Raw genomic sequence first — 23720 nt, 5'->3', positions numbered from 1 at the left:
GAGAATACCCTACTTTTTTGTCGCCTGTGAAGGCTCCAAATCTTGGTACACAGAATACTTTACGCCATCGGCGTGACGGCGTTTTTCCGAAAAAGACCTGCACAATTGCTTTAGAATAGGGCGTGACAGAGCTTTTTCGTAAAAAGACCTGCACAATTGCTTTAGAATAGGGCATCGCGCCGTTCGGGGCTTCATTCGACCGCCTAACAGTAGGCGACGCTTGGTGCGATATTTAGGCATGCGATGGTCATATTTTCCAAGTTGTCATGTTCGGCCGCAGCTCGCTGAGTCCATTCATATATTTGCGGAGCGCCTTGGGAAGGTAGACGCTGCCGTCCGCTCTTTGATGATTTTCCAAAAGCGGGATGAGAATGCGCGGCGAGGCAACCGCCGTATTGTTTAGGGTATGGCAGTAGCGCGCCTTCCCATCATCGTCGCGATACCGGATATTCGAGCGCCGCGCTTGGAAGTCCAGCAGGCTCGAGGACGAGTGTGTCTCCCCATAGCTGCCGCGGCTAGGCATCCACGATTCAATGTCGTACTGCTTATAATTTTTCTGGCTCATATCCCCGGTGCAAACAGCCACGACCCGGTACGGAATTTCCAGCAGATCCAATAAATCCTCCGCATTCTTCGTCAATTCCTCTAACAGCTGTTCCGAAAGCTCCGGATCGTTGCGGCATAGGATGACCTGCTCCACCTTGGCGAACTGATGAACGCGGTACAGCCCTCTGACATCTCTGCCTGCAGAGCCCGCCTCCTTACGGAAGCAGACCGAGACTCCGGCAAGCCGAATCGGCTCCGTCACATCGATAATCTCATCGCTGTAGTACGAAATGAGAGGAACCTCCGAGGTGCCGACCAGCCATTTGCCCTCCGATGGGATTTCGTAGGTCTGATCCTGACCGAGTGGAAAAAATCCCGTATTCCGCATCGTCTCCTCCCGGACGATAAGCGGTACGTCCATAACCGTGAAGCCGCGCTCCATCAGCAAATCAACGGCAAGCTGCTGAACGGCCCGATGCAGCAGAAGCCCCGCGCCTTTGAGAAAATAATTGCGGGTTCCCGCCACTTTAACCCCTCTGGGCAAGTCGAATAAATCCAGTTCTTCTCCAAGCGCGACATGGTCCTTCATTTCAAAGTCAAAAGCAGGAGGGCTTCCCACTCTTCTAAGCTCCACATTGTCCGCATCGGACAGGCCGTGCGGCGTATCGGGCGATACCGGATTCGGGACGAGCATCAGCAGCGATTGATACCGCCGGTCGAGCTCCGACCAGACGGCTTCCAGCTGCTTTAACTCGAGATTGATCTGTCTGACTTCCTCTTTCAACCGCTCTGCCTTCACTTGATCGCCTGCTTTCATGCAGACGGCGATTAGTTGGGAGCGTTCATTTCTTTCCTTCCGGTTATTTTCAAGTTCCAGCAGCTTTTGCAGCCTCTGGCGGTCTACGTCCAACAACTCGTCCAGGGAAAGCTTAATCCCTTTCTGGTCTGCGACTTGCTGAAGCTGGGCGGCATTGTCCCTAATGTAACGAATGTCCAACATCATTCATCTCTCCTTTCGAAAAAAAACAAAAAGCGCCCTCATCTTTTTGGGACGAGGAGCGCTGCTCGCGGTGCCACCCAACTTGACCGGCGTCCAGGGACGGCCGATCCGCTTGGTTCCGCGGTAACGGCGCGGGAGCCGGTTTACTTAGAGAGGACAAGAAGCGGCTTCTTGCAGCTAGCGGGTTGGCTTCTAGCGGCTAGGTGACAGCGGGTGAAGCCCGAATCTTCAAGCGAGTGGCTCGGCCTTAACGGCTTTGCCTTCGAGTGAAGCACTGCCCGACGCTCATAGATCTTGTCGCTCCGGTCATAAACGCCTCCGAGTTGGATGCTCTTCATTGGCATGATTCCGATCTTGAATTTTTTCTATTATATAGCATAACCAGTTTCCTTGACAATATAGCTAAGTAAAACGTCAGAAGACAGCCATAAATCATAGACCGATCGAAATATATTTCGTCTCCAAGTATTCTTCGATTCCTTCCCGGCCCCCTTCGCGGCCGAGCCCGCTTTCCTTGAACCCGCCGAATGGGGCTTGCGCGGTGGAAGGAGCTCCGTCATTGATGCCGACAATCCCGTATTCCAGTTGCTCGGCGGTCCGGATGGCACGGGTAATATTGGAAGTGAACAAATAGGCGGCCAGTCCGAACCGGGAGTCGTTAGCCTGGGCAATGGCCTCCTCGTCCGCTGTAAACCGGATTAAAGGGGCGACCGGACCAAACGTCTCCTCCTGCATAATCTTCATGTCCGGAGTCACCTCGCCGAGCAGGGTGGGCTCATAGAAGAAGCCGCGGGTCTGATCCGGTTGAACGGGCCGTCCGCCGGAAACGAGCCGGGCTCCTTTGGCAACGGCCTCCTCGACCTGCTCCTTCACTTTGTGCATAGCGTGCTCGTCAATTAAAGGGCCGATGCTTGTTCCCGGCTCCCGCCCGGAGCCAACCTTCAAAGCGGCGATCCGCTCCGCAAGCTCCCGCTCGAAAGCGTCATAGATGCCGTCCTGTACGTAAATCCGGTTAGCGCAGACGCAGGTTTGTCCGGCATTGCGGAACTTGGACGCGATCGTCTGCTCTGCGGCGAGCCGAAGGTCGGCATCGTCGTAGACGATCACCGGCGCATGGCCCCCCAGCTCGAGCGACACCGCCTTGACCGTATCGGCCGCACCTCGCATGATTTGCTTGCCGATTTCGGTCGAGCCGGTGAAGGTCACCTTGCGCACGCGGCTGTCCTGCATGAAAGCATCGCTGATCTCGCGGGCGTCGCCTGTGACCACGTTGAACACGCCGGCCGGCAAGCCCGCTTCCTCGGCGAGCTCGGCCAGCAGCAGCGCGGTCAGCGGCGTCTGGCTCGCCGGCTTGACGATGCAGGTGCAGCCGGAAGCGAGCGCGGGGGCCGCTTTGCGCGTGATCATCGCGGCGGGGAAGTTCCACGGAGTGATGGCGGCAACGACCCCGATCGGCTGGCGAAGAACGAGGATTCTCTTCGCCGAGCTTCTGGCCGGGATAGTTTCGCCATAGATCCGCTTCCCCTCCTCCGCGTACCAGCGCACGAAATCGGCCGCGTACTCCGCTTCCCCCCGCGCTTCCGCCAGCGGCTTGCCCTGCTCCATCGTCATCGTCTCGGCGATCCGCTCCCGGTTGTCCATCATGAGCTGATGCCAACGGAGGAGCAGCTCCGAGCGTTCATAAGCGGAGCGGTCTCTCCAGGCGGGGAACGCTTGGCTGGCAGCATCGACCGCGGTAGATGCGTCTGCGCGGCCGCCCCTGGGCACGGAGGCGACAATTTCCATCGTCGCCGGATCGGTTACTTCGATTGTGTCGCCTGTCATGGACGGAACCCACTGGCCTCCGATGTAATTTAGCTTATGTTCCATAGCGCAATTCCTCCAGGTTTAGGTTTCTTACCGCAATAGAATAAATGAGCTTATGCTCCCTGAACAGTATCTGATTGACGAGCAAGGAGTTTTCCCCCATCCAGCGTTTCAGCAGCGCTTTAACCGGGTAATCATCAGAGATTATGGACACCGCGCGAAGGGTGAGGTGCTTCGCGGCATGGCGCGCCGCATCGTTATCGTTCGAGCAGGTGGCGGTGAATAAAACTTCTCACCCGCTGGCTGTTATGGCGGTTGACGTTATGCCCTCCGAACGGATACACTCCGATCTCCTTATCGGTAGAGGCAATCCGGTTATAGGCGGCGAAGATCGTCTCCGGAGGGCAGATGGTGTCCTTCAGTCCGACGCTCATGAAGACAGGCATCGTCAGCCGCTCCGCGAAATGGACGATATCGAAATAGCTTAACGTTGCAAGGATGGAATCCAGCTTCTCCGGGAACAGATCGGCGAAAGCCGCCAACTCGGTAAGCGAACCGGTAGAATACATGATGCCGTAATCCATGTGGCACATATTGGGGACGCTCGCCGCGCATACGGCCGCCTTGCCGCTCAAGGCCGCCGTGATTAGTGCAAGTCCTCCGCCTTGGCTGGCTCCGGCAACGGCAATTCTCGAGCGGTCGATTTCCGGCTGCTCGGCGACCCAATCGACCGCTCGGATGCTGTCCACGGTGATGGCCTTATAGTAGCTCCGATCCCGGTCTGCGACCCCTTGGCTCACCCAACCGCTGGTCATTCCCGTGTCGCTGGGAAGGGTGTTGCCGGTCTCTCCACCTTGCCCCCGGACATCGACTGCGAAGACGGCCAGCCCCATCATTAACCATATGGCGTACTCCTCCGGCATGCCCTTGCTACCGTGATACCCGTGGAATAAGACGACACAGGGAACCGGCTTGGTATCCCGAAACGGGGGAAGCAGGTACCAGCCGTGAATAGGAGTATCATCGAATCCGTTATATTTGACTTTATATACTTCACAATGAGGCATGAAGGGAGAATCCATTCTGGTCTTCTGTTCGTTAAACGGCTTGCTGCGAACTTGCTCCAGCGTATTCTCCCAATAATCATTTAGATCGGAAGGGGCATAAGGCTCCGATAAATATTGGTGGAGATCATTAAGTCTTCTGTTCAGGGCATTCATACAAAATCTATCACCTTTCTTATCATTTATCATTAGTGCTATTTACCATTCATCCTAATAATTTCTTTACACCTTAAAGAATTCCTTCCCGCAGCAGTAAAAGGGCGAAATTAGCCGAAGGAGCGAGCGTGGACAGGGGCTTGCAACCTGGGTTACACTTTACATAATACCGAAACCGGACTCTATTTGCGTTCAGGAGTGCGGCGATACGGGGTCCAACAGGATCTGGAATGGAAGTCTGATCACGCGATAAAGGAGTTTTCACCTTATGAGCATTCTGATCGTAGACGATAATCCGATCAACCTGATTGTGATTGAGAAAATATTGAAGAACGAGGGCTATCCGGATTGTATTAAAGCCCACTCCGCTCAGGAATTGTTCGATTATTTGCGGATCGATTCCGACGAGCCGATGGAATCGGAGGTCGATCTGATTCTGCTTGATTTGATGATGCCGGAAATCGATGGTCTGGAAGCATGCCGGCGGATCAAGCAGGTGGACCGGCTTAAAGACATCCCAATCATTATCGTGACCGCTCTTGGTGATTCGAATAAGCTGGCTAAGGCCCTGGATCTGGGGGCCAGCGACTATGTCATGAAGCCCATTAACAAGGTGGAGCTGATGGCCCGCATTCGGGTAGCTCTGCGGCTGAAATATGAGATGGATTGGCACATTGAGAGAGACCGCAAGATCCGTTATGAGCTGGATTTGGCGAAGCAGGTTCAGCAGAGCGTTCTCAGTCAGCCCATTAACGACGAGCAGATCGATATTCGGGCCAATTATTACCCTTCCTCGGAACTGGCGGGGGACATGTATTCCTGGTTCAAAATCAATGAACACCGCTACGGCATCATTTTGTTGGATACGATGGGCCACGGTATTTCCTCTTCTCTGGTCTGTATGTACATTTCATCCGTTCTGCAGGATACGATCACCGAGCTGACGGATCCGGAGAAGGTCATTCATGAGCTAAATCGCTATATGAGCCAGCTTCATAATAAGGAACATTTTATCCATTACTATTTCACTGCGATTTATATGGTGATCGATACGAAGAACAAGCAGATCGAATATGTCAATGCGGGGCACCCGCCTGCCGTAGTGTTCCGCGATTCCGGACAGGTGACGATGATGGACCGGGGCTGTTGTGCCGTCGGTTTTTTCGAGAAGATCGACATCCGGAAATCCGTCATCCGGTATGAGGAGCAGGCGCGTATTTTTATGTTTACCGACGGATTGGCGGAGGTTCTCGACACGGAAGGGACAGACGGGCTGCAGGAGTTGACCGGGAAGCTCAAGCGGCTTCGGAATCACAAGGTGGAAGATTACGTTCCTCTGCTGGTGCCGGAAGAGCTTCGCGCGGATCACGAGGATGATATGTGCCTGGTGATCGTGACAACGAAGTAGCCGCAGGAGATCTGACTGAAGGGGGTAGGGCCATGAAGATAAGGACGAAATTATTCCTCGGGGTAGGGGCTATTATTATATTAATGTTCTCTTTGGCCGGGATCGGCATTAACCGGCTTTCTTCGATCAATCAGAACATGAATGAAATATATCAAAACCGTTACAGCAAGGTGAAAGTGACCTCCAGCACCCGCAACGAAGTGTCCAAGATCAACAATTTGCTGGTGAACCTGATTCTGAACGAACCCCGGGACCGGGAGGGCCTGATCCGGCAAATTGATGAATCCTCGAACAGAGCGCTGGTTTATTTGCAAGAGCTGGAAGAGCGCTCCGAGCTGGCGGAGGAGAAGCAGCTGCTGGAGGAGGCGGCCGGGAGCTTCGATGCTTATTCAGGCTACAAGAAGGAGGCGATCAACCTCGTCACTTCCGGCAAGCGGGGGGATGCGGCGCAATTGCGTGAAGCGGAAGGCAACCTTATGCTGGATACCCTTCAACAGAAGCTGGATGCCTTGGCCAAGTATCATGAACAGAGGATGGATGAACATTTTCTGGCTTCCCGGGCCAGCAATCGTTCCACACTCACCTTCACCTTGATTCTAAGCATAACCGGCTTATTACTGGGCCTTGTCATCATGTACTGGATCATCTCCAGTATAACGGGCGGCCTGAATATGTTGTCGCGGATGATTGCCGGCTTTGCCAATGGGACCGTCGATGCGAAGGAGCTTAAGCGCATCACTCCGAAAGGCGAAATCGGGGAAGTGGCCGATGCCTTTACCACGATGGCGTTAGATTTGCAGGAGAAGACGAAGCGGGAGAGGGAGATGAACCGGGCGAATGAAGAGCAGGCTTGGTTAAAAACGAACCTGGCCCAGATGACTACGCATCTAAGGGGGCTCGGCGAGCTGGAGGAGGTGGCCCAGAAATTTATCGGCGAGGTGACCCCCATGCTCGGAGCCAGCTACGGGGTCGTCTATTTGCTGGAGGGGGAGGAATCCGACAGACGATTGCGAAGGGGCGGCGCTTATGCCTATAAGGAAGGGCTTCATCCGAGCGGAAGCATCCGGATAGGGGAAGGGCTGGTCGGACAATGCGCTCTGGACAACGAAACGATCCTTCTTAAAGATGTTCCGGCCGATTATATTAAGATCAACTCCGGACTCGGCGAGATTACTCCGGTCAGCCTCGTCTGCCATCCCATCCGTTACGAGAATGAACTGATCGCTGTTGTCGAACTGGCGTCCCTGGGGGAGTTCACTCCCATACAGCTGCATCTGCTGGAGCAGTTGGCAGACCATGTCGGAACGGTGCTTAAAGATATTATCGGACGGAAGAAAGTGGAGGAATTGCTCCGCGTGTCCCAGAGCTTGACGGAGGAGCTTCAGGCTCAGTCCGAGGAGCTGCTTTCCCAGCAGGAGGAATTAAGAGCGTCCAACGAACGGCTGGAGGAGAAAACACGGTCGCTGCAGCGCTCCGAGGAAATGCTGCAGCGGCAGCAGGAGGAGCTGGAGCAGGCCAACGATGAACTGCTTCAGAAGACCCGCCAGCTGGAGCAGCAGATCGAGCAAACCGAGCAGGTGAACAGGCAAATTCAACAGACGAAAACCGAGCTTGAGCGGCAGGCGCTGCAGCTGGCGCTCACCTCCAAATATAAATCGGAATTTCTCGCCAACATGTCCCATGAGCTGCGCACTCCGCTGAACAGCATGCTCATTCTGTCGCAGCTGCTGGCGGATAACCGGGAAGGAAATCTGCATGAGAAGCAGGTGGAATTCGCAGACACGATTCATTCCTCGGGAACCGACCTGCTGAGGATGATAGACGAAATCCTCGACTTGTCCAAAGTGGAGGCAGGACGGATGGAGGTTCAGATCGAGCCTTATCGGGTACGGGATCTGGAGGATTTCGTCCGCCGCAATTTCGCTCCAATGGCCAAGGAGAATGGACTGGGACTGCATATTGTGGTGGAAGAGGATGTTCCGGAACGGATGAACACAGATCATTACCGGTTGGAGCAAATATTGCGCAACTTGCTCTCCAATGCGTTCAAATTCACCAAGAAAGGGAGCATCAGCCTGCATGTCAAAATGGAGGAGAATCATCCTCTTGTTGAATCCGGACAGTCCGGGGAGCTGATGATCGCCTTTGCGGTGACCGATACGGGGATCGGAATTTCCGAGGAGAAGCAGGAGTTCATCTTCGATGCTTTCCGACAAGCGGACGGTACAACGAGCCGTAAATATGGAGGAACGGGGCTCGGGCTGTCCATCAGCCGGGAGCTGGCCCGACTGCTCGGGGGAACCATTACCCTGGAGAGTGAGGAAGGACGCGGCAGCACCTTCATCCTGTATTTGCCAGTCTCGTCCTCGAGATTGCCCGCATCGGGGCATGAGGATATCGTCGACAGCATGATCAGAGAAGTGGCGATCTCGCGCGGCCATGCGGAGACTTCCGACTTGCCCGCCGAATTAATCATCCCGCAGGTAGAGCTATCGGATCCGAAATTGCTGAATTCCCCGGACGTTGAAGATGACCGCGAACGCATCGAGCCGAACGACAAGGTGCTGCTGGTCATTGAGGATGATGTTCATTTCGTGAAGATCATTATGGATATGGCTCGTCAGCGGGGATTCAAAACGATTGCGGCCCTGCGCGGAGATCAGGGGCTGGCGCTGGCCCGCATGCACAAACCGGATGCCATCATTCTCGACATTCAGCTGCCGGTGGTGGACGGTTGGACCGTTCTGAACCGGTTGAAGGAAAATCTGGAGACCCGGCACATTCCGGTGCATGTTATGTCCGTAATCGATGAATCCTGGCAAGGCCTGACCATGGGGGCTATGGCCTATCTCAAAAAGCCGGTCAGTAAGGAAAATCTGGAGGAGGCGTTTACCCACATCCAATCCTTCCTCGACAAGAAGATCAAAAACCTGCTGATCGTAGAAGACGATAAGGAATTGCTTCGCAGCCTCGTGGAGCTTATTGGCTACGAGGATGTGGAAATCACGGCGATTTCCAGCGGGAAAGAAGCTCTGGAGAAGCTGCAAGGCTGCCGTTATGACTGTATGGTTCTGGATATCGGCTTGTCGGACATCTCCGGGTTCGAGCTGCTGGAGGAGATTCGCGGCCAAGAGCGGCTGAAGGACTTGCCGATCATTATCTATACGGGCAAGGAACTGGATAAAGCGGATGAAATCCGACTGAAGCAATATTCGGAATCGATCATTATCAAAAACGTCAAGTCGCCGGAAAGACTGCTCGATGAAACCTCCTTATTCCTGCATCGGGTAGAGGCCAACTTGCCGGAGGACAAGAGGCAGATGCTCGAGAAGCTTCACAATAACGAGAGTGCCTTCGAGGGCAAGAGCATTCTGCTGGTCGATGACGATATTCGGAACGTATTCGCTCTATCCAGCGTTCTCGAAGCGTTCCATATGAATGTGACCTTTGCTGAGAATGGCATCGAGGCGCTGCAGGTTCTGGAATCCAATGCCGAAATCGATCTGGTGCTGATGGATATCATGATGCCGGAAATGGACGGCTACGAAACGATAAGACGGATCCGCAGCCAGCCCCGGTTCGAGAAGCTGCCGATCATCGCGCTGACCGCAAAGGCGATGAGAGAGGATCGGAATAAGTGCATTGAAGCGGGAGCATCGGATTATATTACCAAGCCGATCAATACCGATCAGCTGTTATCCTTGCTAAAGGTGTGGTTGTACGGATGAGAGGGCGTGAATTCATTCTGCAGAAGCATTCTCCAAGTGATTGGTCATCGGGGGCAGAACGATCGATGAGCCATCCGGACCTTCAGGATAATCGGGAACGAATTGAGATCGAGCTGCTGTTGGAAGGGATTTACAAGCTTTATGGGTACGATTTTCGTAACTACGCCTATAATTCCTTGCGCCGGAGGATTTGGCACCAGGTTCAGGCCATGAAGCTGGGGTCCATCTCCGCCCTGCAAGAGAAAGTGCTGCATGACCCGGCCTCTATGAGGCAGCTGGTGAAGAGCATAATGATCCATGTGACCGAGATGTACCGCGATCCCTCCTTATTTTTAGCCTTCCGGGAGAAGGTGGTTCCTCTTCTGCATACGTACCCTTTTATCCGGATATGGCATGCGGGCTGCTCCACGGGGGAGGAAGTGTTCTCCATGGCTGTTCTTCTTCACGAGGAGGGATTGTATCACAAGTCGAGAATCTACGCGACGGACGTCAGCGAAGATATAGTCAATCAGGCCAGAACAGGGACCTTCCCGCTCAGCAAAATGCAGAGCTATACGAAAAATTATATGCTGGCCGGCGGAACCGGCGCTTTCTCGCAATATTACTCGGCTTCGGGGAGCAAGGTCACCTTTCACCCGTTCTTGAAGGAAAACATCGTGTTCGCCCGGCATAATCTGGTGACCGACCGCTCGTTTAACGAGTTTCACGTCATTTTTTGCCGTAATGTACTCATTTATTTTAATAAATCGCTGCAGGATCACGTTCACCATCTGTTCTACGAAAGTCTGGCTCCTCTGGGAGTGCTGGCTCTCGGCAATCGGGAGTCGATCAATTTCTCGAGGCATGCCGACGGCTACGAAGCGCTTGACTGCCGCGAAAGGCTCTACCGGAAGATCAGGTAGTATTGGCCAAGCGGTTTTGCTGCGCATGGAGAAATATTTATTATCTATCATTTAAGGCCCGGCCGATCCAGATTAATAAGTTCTGGGACTCCCCGCAAAGTACTCGGAATACGCTACGAAGGCATGTGGGGTTATTTACCCGGTCAGGCATAGACCAACCGATACAGGAGGAAGCCGATGGAATATACGGATCCCATCAACATATTGCTGGTGGATGACCATCCCGAGAATTTGCTCGCCCTGGAGGCGGTGCTTGCCGAGGAAAACTATAATTTGGTTCGTGCAAATTCGGGGGAAGAGGCCCTTCGCTGTCTCCTGAAGCAGGAGTTTGCCGTTATTGTCATGGACGTGCAGATGCCGGGCATGGATGGCTTTGAAACGGCGCGCTTTATTAAAGCCCGGGACCGGTCCAAGGATATACCGATCATTTTTATTACGGCGACGAGCAAGGAAGCGGAGCATTTTTTTACAGGGTATTCCGTTGGAGCGATTGACTATATGGTCAAGCCGTTCATTCCCCAGACTCTGAAATCGAAAATCGAGGGCTTCGTCAATTTGTTTATCAGCAGCAAAAAGCTGCAAAAACAGGCCAAATTGTTGGAGGAGCAGACGAAGAAGCTGGAGAAGGCCAATAAGGAGCTGCTGCTGACAACGCTCAGCCTGACGAGGGCGGAGGCTCAGGCCAGAATGATCGGGGAGACGTCGATTGATGCCATGTTTACCTTCGATGCCCAAGGCACCATCCTGACGGTTAACCCTGCCGCCATCAGCATGTTCGGCTACACGGAGGATGAGCTGGTTGGCGAGAACGTTACGCTGCTTATACCCGATTTGCGGGCATTGGAGAACAAGGAGCGGAACGGGGAGGGAGAAGGCCGCTACGTAACGGGGAAGATCAGTGAGATGAAGCTGCGGAACAAACAGGGCTCTGCCTTCCCCGCGGAAATCCAGATCGGCGAAGCTTACATCGGATCGGATCGTCTGTTTGCCTGCACGGTCAGCGACATAACAGAACGGAAGAAGGCGGAGCAGGAGCTGCTGGCGGCGAAGGAGGCGGCGGAGATTGCGTCTCGGGTCAAATCGGAATTTCTGGCGACGATGAGCCACGAAATTCGGACTCCGCTTAACGGCGTGATCGGGGTGACCGATCTGCTGATGCAGACGGACCTTAATCCGGAGCAGCGGGAGCTGACGGAGATTATCCGCAAGAGCGGGGACGCCTTGCTGGCGGTCATTAACGACATTCTTGATTTCTCCAAGATTGAGAGCGGCAAGATGGAGCTGGAAGAGGAGCCCTTCGAATTGCGGAGCTGTCTGGAAGAAACCTTTAATTTATTTATGGCCCACAAGAAGCAGTTGGAAATGGAGTACCGGGTCGATCCCGAGCTTCCGCAATATTTGTTGGGCGATGTTACCCGGCTGCGGCAAATTCTGATGAATCTCGTTGGCAATGCGGTCAAGTTTACCGAGCAGGGTGGGGTATACGTCTACGCTAACAAGCTGGGAGAGGAGGATGGGCGGCTGGAGATCGAATTTGTCGTCAAGGATACCGGAATCGGGATCGTGGAGAGCAAACGCAGCCAGTTATTCCAGCCCTTCTCCCAGTTGGACTCGTCCATGACCCGTAAGTATGGGGGGACCGGCTTGGGCCTGGCCATATGCAAAAAGCTGGTGGAGCTTATGGGCGGCTCCATTCGGATCGAATCCGGCGATGGCCCGGGGGCGGTATTTATTTTTACGGTCAAGGTTTGTCCATTCGACCTGACAGACATGAAGCGCTCCTATTAGAAGAGAATTTTCGCACGGATCGCAATCGCGGTCTTGGCACCGGTTATTGGGACGGGAGTATTGCGATGGGAGCGGCTGGATCAGCTACTTGATCAGGGATTCCGCTCCGTTTATGTAAATCTCGGTTCCCGTAATATGAGAAGCCATTCTTGTCTGTTGAAGAGGCAGAATTGTGAGTCATCATACATTCCTCCTGTTTCAGGTTATAGCGTCCTATTAGCCGGTGAAAGGTGAAAGTAATTATCTAAGTTGATTATAGGATTGTTGCAGCGCCCAGCCAATGATGGCGGAGGCGCTTTTTCATTAGACGGAGATCTATTCATATTCGACGCAGGGAGTTTGGACAGACCTGTTCTGGACAATAATGGAATAATGAACTAACGCTGCAGGCCTTACGGCTAATGATCAAGGAGGATTATGAATCATGCTCGGAATATTATTAGCGGCATTATTCCTTGTTGCACATGTCTATGAAACGGTATGGGTTTATCGGGACACTCTGAAATATAAGGGACCCGGGGCAGCTGTGGAATCAGCCCTGCTCGTTTTTCTGCTGCCGGTGGTCGGGTTAATCTTTCTAATGTCCGCGGCTGAGAGCGCGCAGAGGAAATCCGCTTCTGATATGCCGTCCGACGGGACGCCGGAAACTCTTTAGTCATTACTGAGCAAGGCCGCGGGGAAAGTCCACCGCGGTTTTTTCCATTTAACGGCGGCCTATTCTGGTTCTGACCAACAGTCTTCCGGTTTCATCCTCCCGGCTATTTTTCGGCTCAAGTTCTATAAACCTATTCCTCGCTCCGCAAGCTTTTGACTAATATCCCCTTTGCTCAGGCTGCCCCGAAATTGAAGGCGATACTGATTACCCTTCCTTTAGCGGAATGACTATCCAAGAACAACCGTCAATGAGGGGAGGATATTTAACGGTTCGGTTCTGCCGGGAATGGCTCACCATCCTGAGGCTCGCATCATTTCGCCCATCATCCGATATCTTTCTGACGAATAGGGATAGTAAAACAATAGAATTTAGGTTTGCCCATTCGCCCATTCGCCAAGTGAGGAAAATTGATCATCGCTCCACTAAGTCGGGCCGTCCCGAAAAAACCGCCTCCCCTTAAATCCCCCGGCAGTTAGCCACATCCGAATCGTGTTAGCATGCACTGTTCACCCGATTCGTTGCTTGAAGCTTCGGAGCTGCCTTCCTTCGAGCGGACTGGATGGTTATTATAGTCAATAACTGGTAAAGGTTTCTTTGGCGTGGGCCGGATTCGCAAAAAAGATCAAGTCTTAGCCTGAATGAACATGATAAGCTATGAACCATAGGAGGGGGGAGCTGTGGGTGGTCTATGACGAGCATGTCCGGGCGGTCAAGCGATCCATCCGTTATATAGAAGAGCATCTCAAGGGCGACTTGTCTTTGGAGAAAGTGGCCGATCAGGCGGCCTTTTCGATGTATCATTTCCACAGGATGTTTCAGGCCTATGTCGGAGATACCCTTGCAGACTATATCCGCAAGAGGAGACTGGCCTGCGCCGCCGGGGAATTGCTCAGCACCGAGAGACGAATTCTGGACATTGCTTTGGAGTACCAATTCGAGTCTCAGGAGGTTTTCACCCGGGCGTTCAAGAGGGTCTATTATATGACGCCGGGCCAGTATCGAAAATATGTTCAAACCTTACTCACGAGAAAGGAGAGACGGGGACAAATGGAACCGATCAAGCAGGAGCCGTACGGATGGAAGCTGACAGGCACTCATCCGCATCTTTATACAATGGGGGTTGATAGGCTGGTAACCCATCAAGGGCGGGCATCCGGATATTTAATGTCCGAATCCGAGCAGTTGGAAGGCTTCGCTACTATGATGCAGATGTTTAAGGCTGACCGCTACTTGGGCAAAAGATTGAGATTGACCGGCTTCGTCAAGTCCGATGACGTGAAGGGCTGGGCGGGCTTATGGATGAGAATAGACGGTGCGGACGAGGATATGCTCGGCTTCGACAATATGGGGAATCGCCCGATTGGAGGAACCACACCCTGGAGCCAGTACAGTATTGTATTGGACGTTCCAAAGAGCAGCAAAGAAATAGCAATCGGCGTGTTGTTGTACGGGCCGGGGAAAATTTGGGTCGATAGTTTGCGGCTTGATGAAGTCGACGAGAAGATCCCGACGACAAATATTGACCTGATGGAAGAAATTCCGGAAGAACCCGTCAATTTGAGCTTTGATGAAGCACCGGAGGACCAATGACGCGAAGCATATCGGGAGTCGATAAGCGTTCCAAAGCAAAGCTGCTAAGCCGCTGCCCGTTTAACTTGCGAATCATCTTGACATCTCATTCACATAGATTTATATTATAATCACATACTTAAAGGTTAATGAATATAACATTATGTGTCCGGGATATGAGGTTGGAAAGCATGATTACCCATGATCAAATCAGGGAAGCGGCCAGGAAGCTTGCTTCCGGCAAGGCATATGACAAAATAACGTTTGCGGATGTCGCGGCCGCTGCCGGAGTCCATTGGACATCCGTCAGACGATGCTTCGGCGGCAAGGAGCAAATGAGAAAATGGCTGGCAGACATTCAGGAGGAGGACGGGGCCGGATTCGCGGATACCCGCTCACGGATTTTGGATGCTGCTGCCGAAGTGTTCACCCGATCGGGATTCGCCGGGGCGACCCTGGATCAGGTAGCGGCCGCGGCGGATATGACCAAAGGGGCCGTGTACTGGCATTTCTCGGGCAAGCATGAGCTGTTTCTGGAGCTGTGCGAACGAAGCCTGGCTGCGCAGCTCAGAGTCCTGCCGGCACAGGCCCATTCCGCCCTCGCTTCGGAGGACCCGATTGAGTCTATAGCCTTATGGTTGATGTCGCAATTGGAGTGCGGACATTCCGGCAAGGATGAGCAGGACCCTTCCATGTTATTTTTTGAATTCGTTGTCTCAAGCCGTGATCCTTCGGTAAGGGAGATGCTGAACCAAGCATACAGCAGCATTATCGAGGGGACGAGCGCCATATTTCAGGAGATGCAGGATAACGGTTTGTTGAAGAGGAATATAGCTCCGCAGGCTCTGGCAACTCTGTTCCAGGCTCTTATTTACGGCATGCAGCTAACTAGAATTATTGACCGGAATCCGGACCGCTTGCGTTCCGGTGTAACGGCCGCTTCTCAGGTTCTGTGGCAAGGACTGGAGCCGGAATCGGGCTCGTGATGAAGCCCGTATTATTACGGGTTTTTGTTTGAAATTAACATACCTATGAGTATGTTAATCGAATATTTAACAGTATGTATTTTTGGCGAAAGGAGGGAATTGAATGCTTTAAATAGACTTGCCAAAGGTTGTAACTGTATGTCCTTGGACAAGGACGGCGACAGTCGTTTCTTCTGGATTACCCATTCCCAATCTCAGAAAGGAAGGATCACTGTGGTATGGATATTAACGGGCATCGGTCTGTTGGCGGCAGCCGCTTTGATGGGATATAGCCGGCAGCGGGTTCGGCGGGCCGAGTCGGAATTTCCTCCGACAGGGGAATTTGTTACGGTCGAAGGGATTCGGCTTCATTATAACAGCAAAGGCCGGGGCCGGCCTATCGTATGCCTGCACGGGGGGATGCTGTCGTCCGCTGATTATTCGGGTGTCATGGAGCTGGCGTCCTCTCAATACAGGGTGCTGGTATTCGACCGGCCCGGATACGGATATAGCGAGCGTCCCGGCAAAGGGATAATGACGCCGCAAAACCAGGCGAGGCTTCTCCATGAAGCGTTGAAGAAGCTGGGCGCAACAGAGCCTATTCTCGTCGGGCATTCCTGGAGCGGTTTGCTCGTGCTGTCTTATGCGCTGCAATATTCCGATGAGCTTGCCGGAATCGTTCTGCTGGCTCCCGGAGCCTATGGGGGTAAGGCTTATCCCGCGGGTATCGCCGACCGGATACTCAATGCGCTCGTTCTCTCTCCCTTCGTAGGCAAGCTGCTTCTCCATACTCTGCTAGTCCCGCTCGGAGGTCTGGCGGTCAAACCGGTGACCGATGCCACCTTTGCCCCGGACCCTGTTCCGCACGATTATCGCAGGCTGGCGCAGGCGGTCTGGCCCCGGCCGGCACAGATCCGGGCGAACCGGGAGGATATCGAAGGCTTTATCCGGAATGCGGATGCCGTCAGCAGCAGATACGGGGAACTGCGGCTTCCTGTTGTTATAGCGGTCGGTGACTCGGACCCGTTCCGTCCCGAGCTGCAGGCTTACAGGCTGCATCGAGAGATCCCCCACTCCAAGCTGCTGAAGATCGAGCACACCGGCCATATGATTCCGCAGGCAAGGCCTGAGGCCGTTCTGCAGGCACTGAATCTGCTGGAGAAAGAAATAGCTGCGAGAGAAGGCCAGACAGGGCCGCGAACGGCTAACGGTTGAGTCCCGGCGCCGCTTGGTCGTATCCTTGACGCAGGCTGTCGGCACAGCCGGTCCACCGGCACAATAAAACAGGCGGTGAGGTCCGCCTGTTTTATTGGTTGGTCCGAAATTCACCGGAACTACGGATGAATTTCGGTTATTTCAAAAACGCATCCAGCATCCATTTATGCTTCTGCAGTGAGCCTTGGATGGCAATCATCATGTCTCCGGACGGCTCGTCCCCTTCTTCTTCGGCCGCTTTGATGCCTTCCTGCAGCTCGTTGATCATCGTCGCAAAATCCTGGGATACGGTGCGGATCATATCGGTCGGCGACTCGGAGCCGGTTGCTTCCTTGATGGAGGATAGCTCCAGGCTTTCCTTTAATGTAGCTACCGGCCTTTTGCCCAAAGACAGCAGTCGCTCAGCCAAATCGTCCAAATACTGGGCGGCCTCGTCATAAAGCTCTTCCAGTTTGACATGGAGGGTGAAGAAATGGTCTCCTGTAATATACCAATGGTAATTGTGCAGCTTCATGTACATCACCGACCAGTTGGCAACTTGCTGGTTCAGTACCGTCGTTACGGATGTCATCGTTTTTGGCATCTTTGTACCTCCTTGATAAGCTATATTGAACTTGCTTGACTGTTCTTTATTTACCCCAAAAACCGGTTTTTTAACCAAACCAGGAATCTTTAAGTTCTTTATTCGTGTTAATAAGATTGCGGGCTGCTGTCCCTTTTTACCAAAATTTCTTAAATAAAAAGAATGGCATGAAGAGTGAGAATGATTGACGAACCAGCTATAATTGAAAAGGAGGAAGAAGGCAGAAAATTACTATAAAAATTTACAGCCGCCCTGTTTCAAGCGACGTGAAATTCGTGTATATAATTATTGTCGGATTGTTTTGACGAAGGGAAATTTTTCAAGTGCATTAAGATGAAAAGTGTGGGGAAACAAAACTTCTAGCGGCATGGGAGGAAAACAGGCATGTATCCAGAGAAGAAGTTTAACATTTACAAGGAAGTGATGGCGGACGAAATCGTGGTGTACCTTAGCGGAGAATTGGATTTATCGGTAGCTGCGGAGATGCGTTCCGATCTGGAGCCGTTCATTAATCAGACCAAAAGAGCACTAACATTAAATCTTAAAGATTTAAAATATATCGACAGCACCGGCATAGGAATTCTGGTTTCCATCTTAAAAACCCGGGATGCGCTGCAAGCTCCTTTCGGAGTGGAGGAAATCCCGCCGAAAATTAATCGGTTGTTCGATATTACGGGAATTTCACAATATATTCACCCGATAGAGGGATCATCGGAAAGGAAAGAAGAAATCATATGAGCGACTTCCAAAATCACAGCGTCAGTTTAAAAGTTCCGGCAGACGCGGAATTTATAGACATTGTCCGGCTCACCCTGTACGGAATTGCATCAAAATGGGGATTTTCTTACGAAGAAATCGAGGACATGAAGGTGGCTGTGGCCGAAGCCTGCAATAATGCTGTTCTGCATGCCTATCAGGGAGAAGAGAAGGGGCAGATGGAAATCAGGTTTGAAATGCGGGAAGACGGCATTCGAATCAGCGTCAAGGACGAAGGAAGCAGCTTTGACTATGAGCAGAAAGAAAGCCAGGCCGAATCTCTGCATGACAAACCGTTAAGCGAAGTTAGCGAAGGGGGCTTGGGCATCTTTATGATGCAAGCACTCATGGATGAGGTCCAGGTGCATACACAATCCGGAACGGAGGTTATACTGACCAAATTTCTCCAAAGGAAAGAGGAATTGGCATGAAGCCAGAGCAAGCCACGCAAGACCCCAACAATAAAATAGCGGCTATACTTCAATACCAGCAGACGGAAGACAACGAGATAGCGACTGACCTGCTGCTCCATTACGAGCCTATTGTCAAGATGGCCGCCGGGAAAATGTCCCGGAACCGCCCCGACCTGTATGAGGATTTGTATCAGGTTGGGCAGATGGCTTTGCTGCGACTTTTCAAGCAGTACGACAGCACGCTCGGGATCCAATTTGAAGCCTATGCGATGAAGAGTCTGATCGGACATATGAAAAATTATTTAAGAGACAAGTCGTGGTACATTCAAGTTCCCCGGCGGATTAAGGAAAAAGGGCTGATGATTCAACAGGCGGTTGATGAGTTGACTATGAAGCTGGAGCGATCCCCGAACGTAGATGAAATTGCGGAATACTTGGAGCTGACGACGGAGGAGACGATTGAGGTGCTGGCCGGAAGGGAATGCTATAATTACGTTTCGTTGGATACTCCTCTGGCTAACGATGAAGGAAGCGCAACCATCGGTGATTTGATAGGCAGTGATGCGGACGACTTCGGAATGGTCGAGAAAAGGCTGGATCTGAACGAAGCGCTGCTTCTTCTGAAGGAAGAAGAGAAGAAGGTGCTGATGCTCGTCTTTAACGAAGGGCAATCGCAGAGGAGTATCGCCCAGGTGCTGGGAATCTCCCAGATGAGCGTATCCCGCATTCAGAAGAGAGCGATAGAAAAGCTGAAACAATATTTGAACGGACATCAATCATTGGTGGACAAGTAACAAGACACGTCATGGGGGAATGGCGTGTTTTGTGTTTTTTTGCACTGTTGTGGGGATTTACAGAGTTCCCTGCATGCGACTGCAGAGAAAAATGGGTGAAACAGATTCGACGAAATCGATTATAATGGGGATAAGGCTTTCAAGGATCCGATAAATACCGATAAATACTATTCATTCTGTCTATAATAGGAATAAAAATCCGGATCTGGCAAAAGGGCCGGTTAAGAAAGGATGTTGCTTCAATGGGCGTTAAATTCGGCCGAGAGTATGAGGAGATTATTGAAGAATTGACCGGAGCCATGTCCGGTGTAAGAAACTGCAACGAGCTGTTCGAGATGAGCGAAGAGGATTGGCGGGAGATGGACGAGCAGGAGCGGAAGGATTGTATAACGACATTAGCCGATGATATTTTTTATGGCTTGGGCGCGGAGCCGACGATGAGCTTCGGTTCCTGTCAAATTGTCTACGACCGGGACAATCACCTGATCAAAATTGCCGCAGAGGAAAAGGTCGTTCATATTATCCGGTTAATTTAACCGTTTACCGGGATGAGAAAAAGGAAGCCTAGTCTTCCTTGCTGCGGATGACCAGAAGCTTCCCTTCGGTAAGTGTAATGCGACCGGTATCAGCGGTCAGCACATTGCTGATTCCTAACGACTGGCCGGTCTTAAGCTGCGCGTCACACAGCGGGTACAGAAACCCTTCGAGGGTGATGCCTCTTACTTCTTCTGTGAAAGGAATAAGGGAAAGATAGGCGTATTCATTGCGATGGACAATCCATTCATCGTCTATAAGCGTGATTTCGTTATATGCATCCACGATTTTGCAAGGAACGCGGGCTTCCAGCCCTTTGGCCAGCAGTTGAAGGTTGGCCATGGAATGGTCAAGACGGGAACCCATGACGCCGACCAGGACGATTTCTTGCGGGTGAAGAGCCAGCGCTTCGTTGAAAGCCATCTCCGTATCGGTATAATCCTTCATGACCGGATCACATTCTACCCAGCGTTTGCTTGATTCACGGATCCGTCCGATCTCTTCGGGGCGAACGGAATCGAAATCGCCGATCGCCAGATCCGGGCTGTACCCATGCTGTACCAGGAAGGCCGCTCCCCGGTCTGCTCCAATCAGAATGTCTCCGCGTCCAATCTCGCGAAGGGCCCAGTCCCCCAAGCTTCCGCCGCTTACGATAACAACAATTCCGCCTGTCTTAGAAGATATGGCGTTCACAGCGCACCTCCTTCTGACCTTGATTTTCACTGAAACTAACGTATCATACGAAGGAAGACTTGAAAAGTGCCAATAAGGCTGGAGAGAGTGTTCCCGCTTTATTGCAGGCTGGACACCACTTAGAAAGATTAAGCTTGATAATATATACGAGTTGTTGTATGGTTATTACCAAGTCGCATTATTCCAATTGAATAAATGGGAATAGGTGCTTGTAGGCTATGCCTTGCAAGCTTAAAAGGGAATTCGGTGTAAGTCCGAAGCGGTCCCGCCACTGTAACAAGGAAGTCGCAGCAAGAACGCCACTGGTCGACAGACCGGGAAGGCAGCTTGTGATGATGATCTTGAAGCCAGGAGACCTGCCTGTTCCAACAACACTAAATGAAACCTACGGGAGATAGGCGGGTGTTAATTAATGTCCAGTTACCTGACATAGCTGGGACATTTTCGCCATTCATTCTTTTTCATTTAGGCGGGAATGTCCTTTTTTTGTTGCATGGATACGCGTTAGAAGGGATTTGAAAGTGAGAGAGGAGAAGAAGACGATGAATACGGAGAAGAGAAATGGGCTGACCAGCGGAAACCTCGGTTATCCGCGGATTGGCGAAAACAGGGAATGGAAGAAGCAGTTGGAGGCGTATTGGGGAGGCAAGCTGGAACAGGAAGAGCTGCTGGCTTCGATGAAGGAGATCCGTCTTAACCACTTGCGCAAGCAGCGGGAAGCCGGGCTGGATTGGATTCCGGTTGCCGATTTTACTTTATACGACACTATGCTGGATACCGCCGCCATGTTTGGGCTTGTGCCGGACCGGTTCGATTACACGGGGGGCCCCGTTCCGCTGGAAACTTATTTTGCCATGGCACGGGGCAACCGTTCGGCGGCAGCTTGCGAAATGACGAAGTGGTTCACTACAAACTATCATTACATCGTCCCGGAATTCGGCGAGCGCACACCTTCGCTTGTAGATAACCGGATTCTTGCCCTCTATAAGGAAGCGAAGGAAGAGCTGGGCATCGAAGGCCGGCCGGTTCTGATCGGTCCCTATACCTTCCTGAAGCTGTCCAAGGGATATGACCGCACTCGATTCCAGGAGGTTATGCAGAGCCTGCTACCGGCGTATGCCCAGCTTCTGCAGGAGCTGGAGCAGGAAGGAGTGCAGTGGCTGCAGATGGATGAACCGGCCTTGGTTATGTCGGTGACGGACGAGGAAATGCAGGCCGTTCGGGATAGCTACCATTATCTTCATTCGGCGGCGCCCCGGTTGAAGCTTCTGCTGCAAACCTACTTCGATTCCGCCGAGCGTTACTCGGAATTGGTGGCCTTGCCGGTACAGGCGATCGGACTGGATCTGGTATCCGGCCGCACCCGGCATTTGGACGCTCTAGAGCAATATGGATTCCCGGAGGATAAGCTTCTCGCTGCGGGTGTTGTAGATGGCCGGAATATATGGCGCACCGATTTGGATGACCGGCTGCAGCTGCTGGAATCCATCGCCCGCAAGGTGCCTTACGAGCGGATGATCATCCAGCCGTCCTGCAGCCTGATGCATGTGCCGATCAGCCTGGCGGCAGAGACGGCGCTGCCCCCGGAGCTGAGGAATGCGCTGGCCTTCGCCGATGAGAAGCTGGAGGAAATTGCGCTTCTGGCAAAAGCGATATGTCTGGGGGCGGAGCAGGAAGAGGTGAAGACTCGATTGCAAGCGAGCCGTGAGGCTCTGCGGGCATTGAAGGCATCGCCTCTGAGAGCGGCTCGGGCCGGTCAGCCGGCGGAGGCGATTCTTGCAGCGAAGACAAGGACGCCGTTCGCGGAACGCCGGAAGGAGCAGCAGAAGGCTTTTAATCTGCCGCTTCTGCCGACGACTACGATCGGCAGCTTCCCCCAGACGGCGGAGGTTCGCAGGGGAAGACGGCTGTGGCGCAAAGGTGAGTGGACGAAGGAGCAGTACGACCGGTTTATCCGTGAACAGATTCGCGAATGGATAGCCATTCAGGAGGAGATTGGCCTGGATGTGCTCGTACACGGGGAGTTCGAACGAACCGATATGGTGGAATTTTTCGGCGAGAAGCTGGCCGGCTTCGCCTTCACCGTCAACGGCTGGGTTCAATCCTACGGCTCGCGCTGTGTGAAGCCCCCGATTATCTGGGGCAATGTCGATTTCGAGGCGCCTATGACGGTGGAAGAGACGGTCTACGCCCAATCTCTAACCTCCAAGCCGGTTAAAGGTATGCTGACGGGGCCGGTGACCGTGTTGAACTGGTCCTTCGTGCGTGACGATATTCCGCGCAAGGAGGTAGCCGAACAGCTGGCATTAGCTTTGAGGAGAGAGGTCGAAAGTCTGGAACAGGCCGGCATACGCATGATCCAGGTCGACGAGCCAGCACTCCGCGAAGGGCTGCCGCTTAAGGAAGAAGACCGCGAGGAATATTTGGAATGGGCAGTGGGGGCATTCCGGCTGGCGACATCCGGAGTGAAGGACAGCACTCAGATTCATACCCATATGTGTTACTGCGAATTCAGCGATCTGATCGATGCTATCCGCCAGTTGGACGCTGATGTGATCTCTATCGAAACCTCACGCAGCCACGGAGAGCTTCTCGAAGCGTTCGAGACCGACACATATGATAAAGGAATAGGGCTGGGCGTCTACGACATCCACAGTCCCAGGGTGCCATCCGTTGACGAAATGACCGGCCTGATTGAGAAAGCTCTGCGGGTGCTGCCCGCTTCGCTGTTCTGGATCAACCCGGATTGCGGGCTGAAAACCCGGGCCAAGGAAGAGACGGTCCAATCCCTGAAGCATATGGTTCAGGCGGCCCGCCAAGCCCGCGAAGCTTTGTAGCCTATTTCATTATTGCGCTGCCGTTCCAGCCGTCGGCATCAGAAAAATAACGAAGTCTTCGAAGGTGCTTCGAAGACTTCAACGGCTTTTATCAGCAGCGAGCAGCGGGCTGGTCCACAAATTATTCTCCCATGCCTTTGGCAGCTATCCCTTTCGCTCAGTCAGATGTGCGGCAATCTATACTTTGTTCTCCCGTCCATTTGACTGTTATCCCTTTCGCTCAGAAAGATGTGGCTCCCATCCCCACACCGCTATGCCGGTCGGACTTTATTTAGGCCGGGAAAGCAGCCGCAATTTGCATAAAATCA

18 protein-coding genes and 1 riboswitch are annotated in these 23720 nt (G+C 52.7%); of the genes, 13 read left to right on the top strand and 5 right to left on the bottom strand.

Annotation, left to right across the window (positions count from 1 at the left end; all coding sequences use genetic code 11):
- Window positions 1–247 precede the first annotated feature (247 nt).
- The 3 genes from serS to ACFQ03_RS10605 all read right to left on the bottom strand — a co-directional run bounded on the left by serS (window position 248) and on the right by ACFQ03_RS10605 (window position 4572).
- Entirely contained in the window at window positions 248–1546 is a 1299-nt protein-coding gene (gene serS / locus ACFQ03_RS10615; protein ID WP_144934782.1) for a serine--tRNA ligase, read from the bottom strand.
- 432 nt (window positions 1547–1978) lie between these two features.
- Window positions 1979–3415 (bottom strand): NAD-dependent succinate-semialdehyde dehydrogenase, encoded by a 1437-nt coding sequence (locus ACFQ03_RS10610; RefSeq protein WP_379288027.1) that lies wholly within the window; start codon window positions 3413–3415, stop codon window positions 1979–1981.
- Between the two features lie 194 nt (window positions 3416–3609).
- Entirely contained in the window at window positions 3610–4572 is a 963-nt protein-coding gene (locus ACFQ03_RS10605; protein ID WP_150960492.1) for an acetylxylan esterase, read from the bottom strand.
- Window positions 4573–4840: 268 nt separating this feature from the next.
- On the opposite strand from ACFQ03_RS10605, the gene ACFQ03_RS10600 reads away from it, so the two are divergent.
- The 8 genes from ACFQ03_RS10600 (at window position 4841) to ACFQ03_RS10565 (ending at window position 16802) form a co-directional block, all read left to right on the top strand.
- Window positions 4841–5980 (top strand): PP2C family protein-serine/threonine phosphatase, encoded by a 1140-nt coding sequence (locus tag ACFQ03_RS10600; RefSeq protein WP_144934715.1) that lies wholly within the window; start codon window positions 4841–4843, stop codon window positions 5978–5980.
- A 32-nt stretch (window positions 5981–6012) separates the two neighbouring features.
- Window positions 6013–9708, top strand: coding sequence for a response regulator (locus ACFQ03_RS10595; protein WP_144934712.1), 3696 nt, complete (start codon window positions 6013–6015; stop codon window positions 9706–9708).
- Between the two features lie 65 nt (window positions 9709–9773).
- Window positions 9774–10610 (top strand): CheR family methyltransferase, encoded by an 837-nt coding sequence (locus tag ACFQ03_RS10590; protein ID WP_144934779.1) that lies wholly within the window; start codon window positions 9774–9776, stop codon window positions 10608–10610.
- 177 nt (window positions 10611–10787) lie between these two features.
- Entirely contained in the window at window positions 10788–12398 is a 1611-nt protein-coding gene (locus tag ACFQ03_RS10585; RefSeq protein WP_379288024.1) for a hybrid sensor histidine kinase/response regulator, read from the top strand.
- A gap of 424 nt (window positions 12399–12822) precedes the next feature.
- The gene (locus ACFQ03_RS10580; protein ID WP_144934706.1) at window positions 12823–13053 is read left to right on the top strand and encodes a hypothetical protein; all 231 of its coding nucleotides are present in this window, start codon (window positions 12823–12825) and stop codon (window positions 13051–13053) included.
- 654 nt (window positions 13054–13707) lie between these two features.
- Window positions 13708–14643, top strand: a complete 936-nt coding sequence (locus tag ACFQ03_RS10575) for a helix-turn-helix domain-containing protein (RefSeq protein ID WP_379288022.1) — start codon at window positions 13708–13710, stop codon at window positions 14641–14643.
- A 170-nt stretch (window positions 14644–14813) separates the two neighbouring features.
- A complete protein-coding gene (locus ACFQ03_RS10570) occupies window positions 14814–15608 on the top strand; it encodes a TetR family transcriptional regulator (protein WP_186328284.1) in 795 nt (264 codons plus the stop codon).
- Between the two features lie 138 nt (window positions 15609–15746).
- Window positions 15747–16802, top strand: coding sequence for an alpha/beta fold hydrolase (locus ACFQ03_RS10565; RefSeq protein ID WP_379288020.1), 1056 nt, complete (start codon window positions 15747–15749; stop codon window positions 16800–16802).
- Between the two features lie 136 nt (window positions 16803–16938).
- Here ACFQ03_RS10565 and ACFQ03_RS10560 read toward each other — a convergent pair whose 3' ends face one another.
- On the bottom strand, window positions 16939–17385 hold the full coding sequence (locus ACFQ03_RS10560) for a Dps family protein (protein WP_379288018.1): 447 nt from the start codon (window positions 17383–17385) through the stop codon (window positions 16939–16941).
- Between the two features lie 384 nt (window positions 17386–17769).
- On the opposite strand from ACFQ03_RS10560, the gene ACFQ03_RS10555 reads away from it, so the two are divergent.
- The 4 genes from ACFQ03_RS10555 to ACFQ03_RS10540 all read left to right on the top strand — a co-directional run bounded on the left by ACFQ03_RS10555 (window position 17770) and on the right by ACFQ03_RS10540 (window position 19884).
- Window positions 17770–18123, top strand: coding sequence for an STAS domain-containing protein (locus tag ACFQ03_RS10555; protein WP_144934696.1), 354 nt, complete (start codon window positions 17770–17772; stop codon window positions 18121–18123).
- A complete protein-coding gene (gene rsbW, locus ACFQ03_RS10550) occupies window positions 18120–18572 on the top strand; it encodes an anti-sigma B factor RsbW (RefSeq protein ID WP_144934693.1) in 453 nt (150 codons plus the stop codon). Before ACFQ03_RS10555 ends, rsbW begins: the two co-directional genes overlap by 4 nt.
- Entirely contained in the window at window positions 18569–19348 is a 780-nt protein-coding gene (locus ACFQ03_RS10545) for a sigma-70 family RNA polymerase sigma factor (RefSeq protein WP_150960487.1), read from the top strand. The genes rsbW and ACFQ03_RS10545 overlap by 4 nt, the downstream gene beginning before the upstream one ends.
- A gap of 242 nt (window positions 19349–19590) precedes the next feature.
- Entirely contained in the window at window positions 19591–19884 is a 294-nt protein-coding gene (locus ACFQ03_RS10540; RefSeq protein WP_144934687.1) for a hypothetical protein, read from the top strand.
- A 28-nt stretch (window positions 19885–19912) separates the two neighbouring features.
- Here the strand turns inward: ACFQ03_RS10540 and ACFQ03_RS10535 are convergent, their stop codons facing one another.
- A complete protein-coding gene (locus ACFQ03_RS10535) occupies window positions 19913–20575 on the bottom strand; it encodes a thiamine diphosphokinase (RefSeq protein ID WP_260982033.1) in 663 nt (220 codons plus the stop codon).
- A 186-nt stretch (window positions 20576–20761) separates the two neighbouring features.
- Window positions 20762–20953, top strand: a riboswitch (cobalamin riboswitch).
- A gap of 164 nt (window positions 20954–21117) precedes the next feature.
- On the opposite strand from ACFQ03_RS10535, the gene metE reads away from it, so the two are divergent.
- Window positions 21118–23412, top strand: coding sequence for a 5-methyltetrahydropteroyltriglutamate--homocysteine S-methyltransferase (gene metE, locus ACFQ03_RS10530; RefSeq protein ID WP_379288015.1), 2295 nt, complete (start codon window positions 21118–21120; stop codon window positions 23410–23412).
- Window positions 23413–23720 lie beyond the last annotated feature (308 nt).

This window comes from Paenibacillus residui, assembly GCF_042677205.1.
Classification (GTDB): domain Bacteria; phylum Bacillota; class Bacilli; order Paenibacillales; family NBRC-103111; genus Paenibacillus_L; species Paenibacillus_L residui.
This window is presented reverse-complemented; position numbering and strand designations above follow the sequence as displayed.

What these genes read in the sequence shown, in the direction of transcription:
- serS (WP_144934782.1), bottom strand. Translation starts at nt 1,546, where the DNA reads ATGTTGGACATTCGTTACATTAGGGACAATGCCGCCCAGCTTCAGCAA.
- ACFQ03_RS10605 (WP_150960492.1), bottom strand. Translation starts at nt 4,572, where the DNA reads ATGAATGCCCTGAACAGAAGACTTAATGATCTCCACCAATATTTATCG.
- ACFQ03_RS10555 (WP_144934696.1), top strand. Translation starts at nt 17,770, where the DNA reads ATGTATCCAGAGAAGAAGTTTAACATTTACAAGGAAGTGATGGCGGAC.
- ACFQ03_RS10610 (WP_379288027.1), bottom strand. Translation starts at nt 3,415, where the DNA reads ATGGAACATAAGCTAAATTACATCGGAGGCCAGTGGGTTCCGTCCATG.
- ACFQ03_RS10595 (WP_144934712.1), top strand. Translation starts at nt 6,013, where the DNA reads ATGAAGATAAGGACGAAATTATTCCTCGGGGTAGGGGCTATTATTATA.
- ACFQ03_RS10565 (WP_379288020.1), top strand. Translation starts at nt 15,747, where the DNA reads ATGTCCTTGGACAAGGACGGCGACAGTCGTTTCTTCTGGATTACCCAT.
- ACFQ03_RS10545 (WP_150960487.1), top strand. Translation starts at nt 18,569, where the DNA reads ATGAAGCCAGAGCAAGCCACGCAAGACCCCAACAATAAAATAGCGGCT.
- ACFQ03_RS10570 (WP_186328284.1), top strand. Translation starts at nt 14,814, where the DNA reads ATGATTACCCATGATCAAATCAGGGAAGCGGCCAGGAAGCTTGCTTCC.
- ACFQ03_RS10580 (WP_144934706.1), top strand. Translation starts at nt 12,823, where the DNA reads ATGCTCGGAATATTATTAGCGGCATTATTCCTTGTTGCACATGTCTAT.
- rsbW (WP_144934693.1), top strand. Translation starts at nt 18,120, where the DNA reads ATGAGCGACTTCCAAAATCACAGCGTCAGTTTAAAAGTTCCGGCAGAC.
- ACFQ03_RS10585 (WP_379288024.1), top strand. Translation starts at nt 10,788, where the DNA reads ATGGAATATACGGATCCCATCAACATATTGCTGGTGGATGACCATCCC.
- metE (WP_379288015.1), top strand. Translation starts at nt 21,118, where the DNA reads ATGAATACGGAGAAGAGAAATGGGCTGACCAGCGGAAACCTCGGTTAT.
- ACFQ03_RS10540 (WP_144934687.1), top strand. Translation starts at nt 19,591, where the DNA reads ATGGGCGTTAAATTCGGCCGAGAGTATGAGGAGATTATTGAAGAATTG.
- ACFQ03_RS10575 (WP_379288022.1), top strand. Translation starts at nt 13,708, where the DNA reads ATGAACCATAGGAGGGGGGAGCTGTGGGTGGTCTATGACGAGCATGTC.
- ACFQ03_RS10590 (WP_144934779.1), top strand. Translation starts at nt 9,774, where the DNA reads ATGAGCCATCCGGACCTTCAGGATAATCGGGAACGAATTGAGATCGAG.
- ACFQ03_RS10600 (WP_144934715.1), top strand. Translation starts at nt 4,841, where the DNA reads ATGAGCATTCTGATCGTAGACGATAATCCGATCAACCTGATTGTGATT.
- ACFQ03_RS10560 (WP_379288018.1), bottom strand. Translation starts at nt 17,385, where the DNA reads ATGCCAAAAACGATGACATCCGTAACGACGGTACTGAACCAGCAAGTT.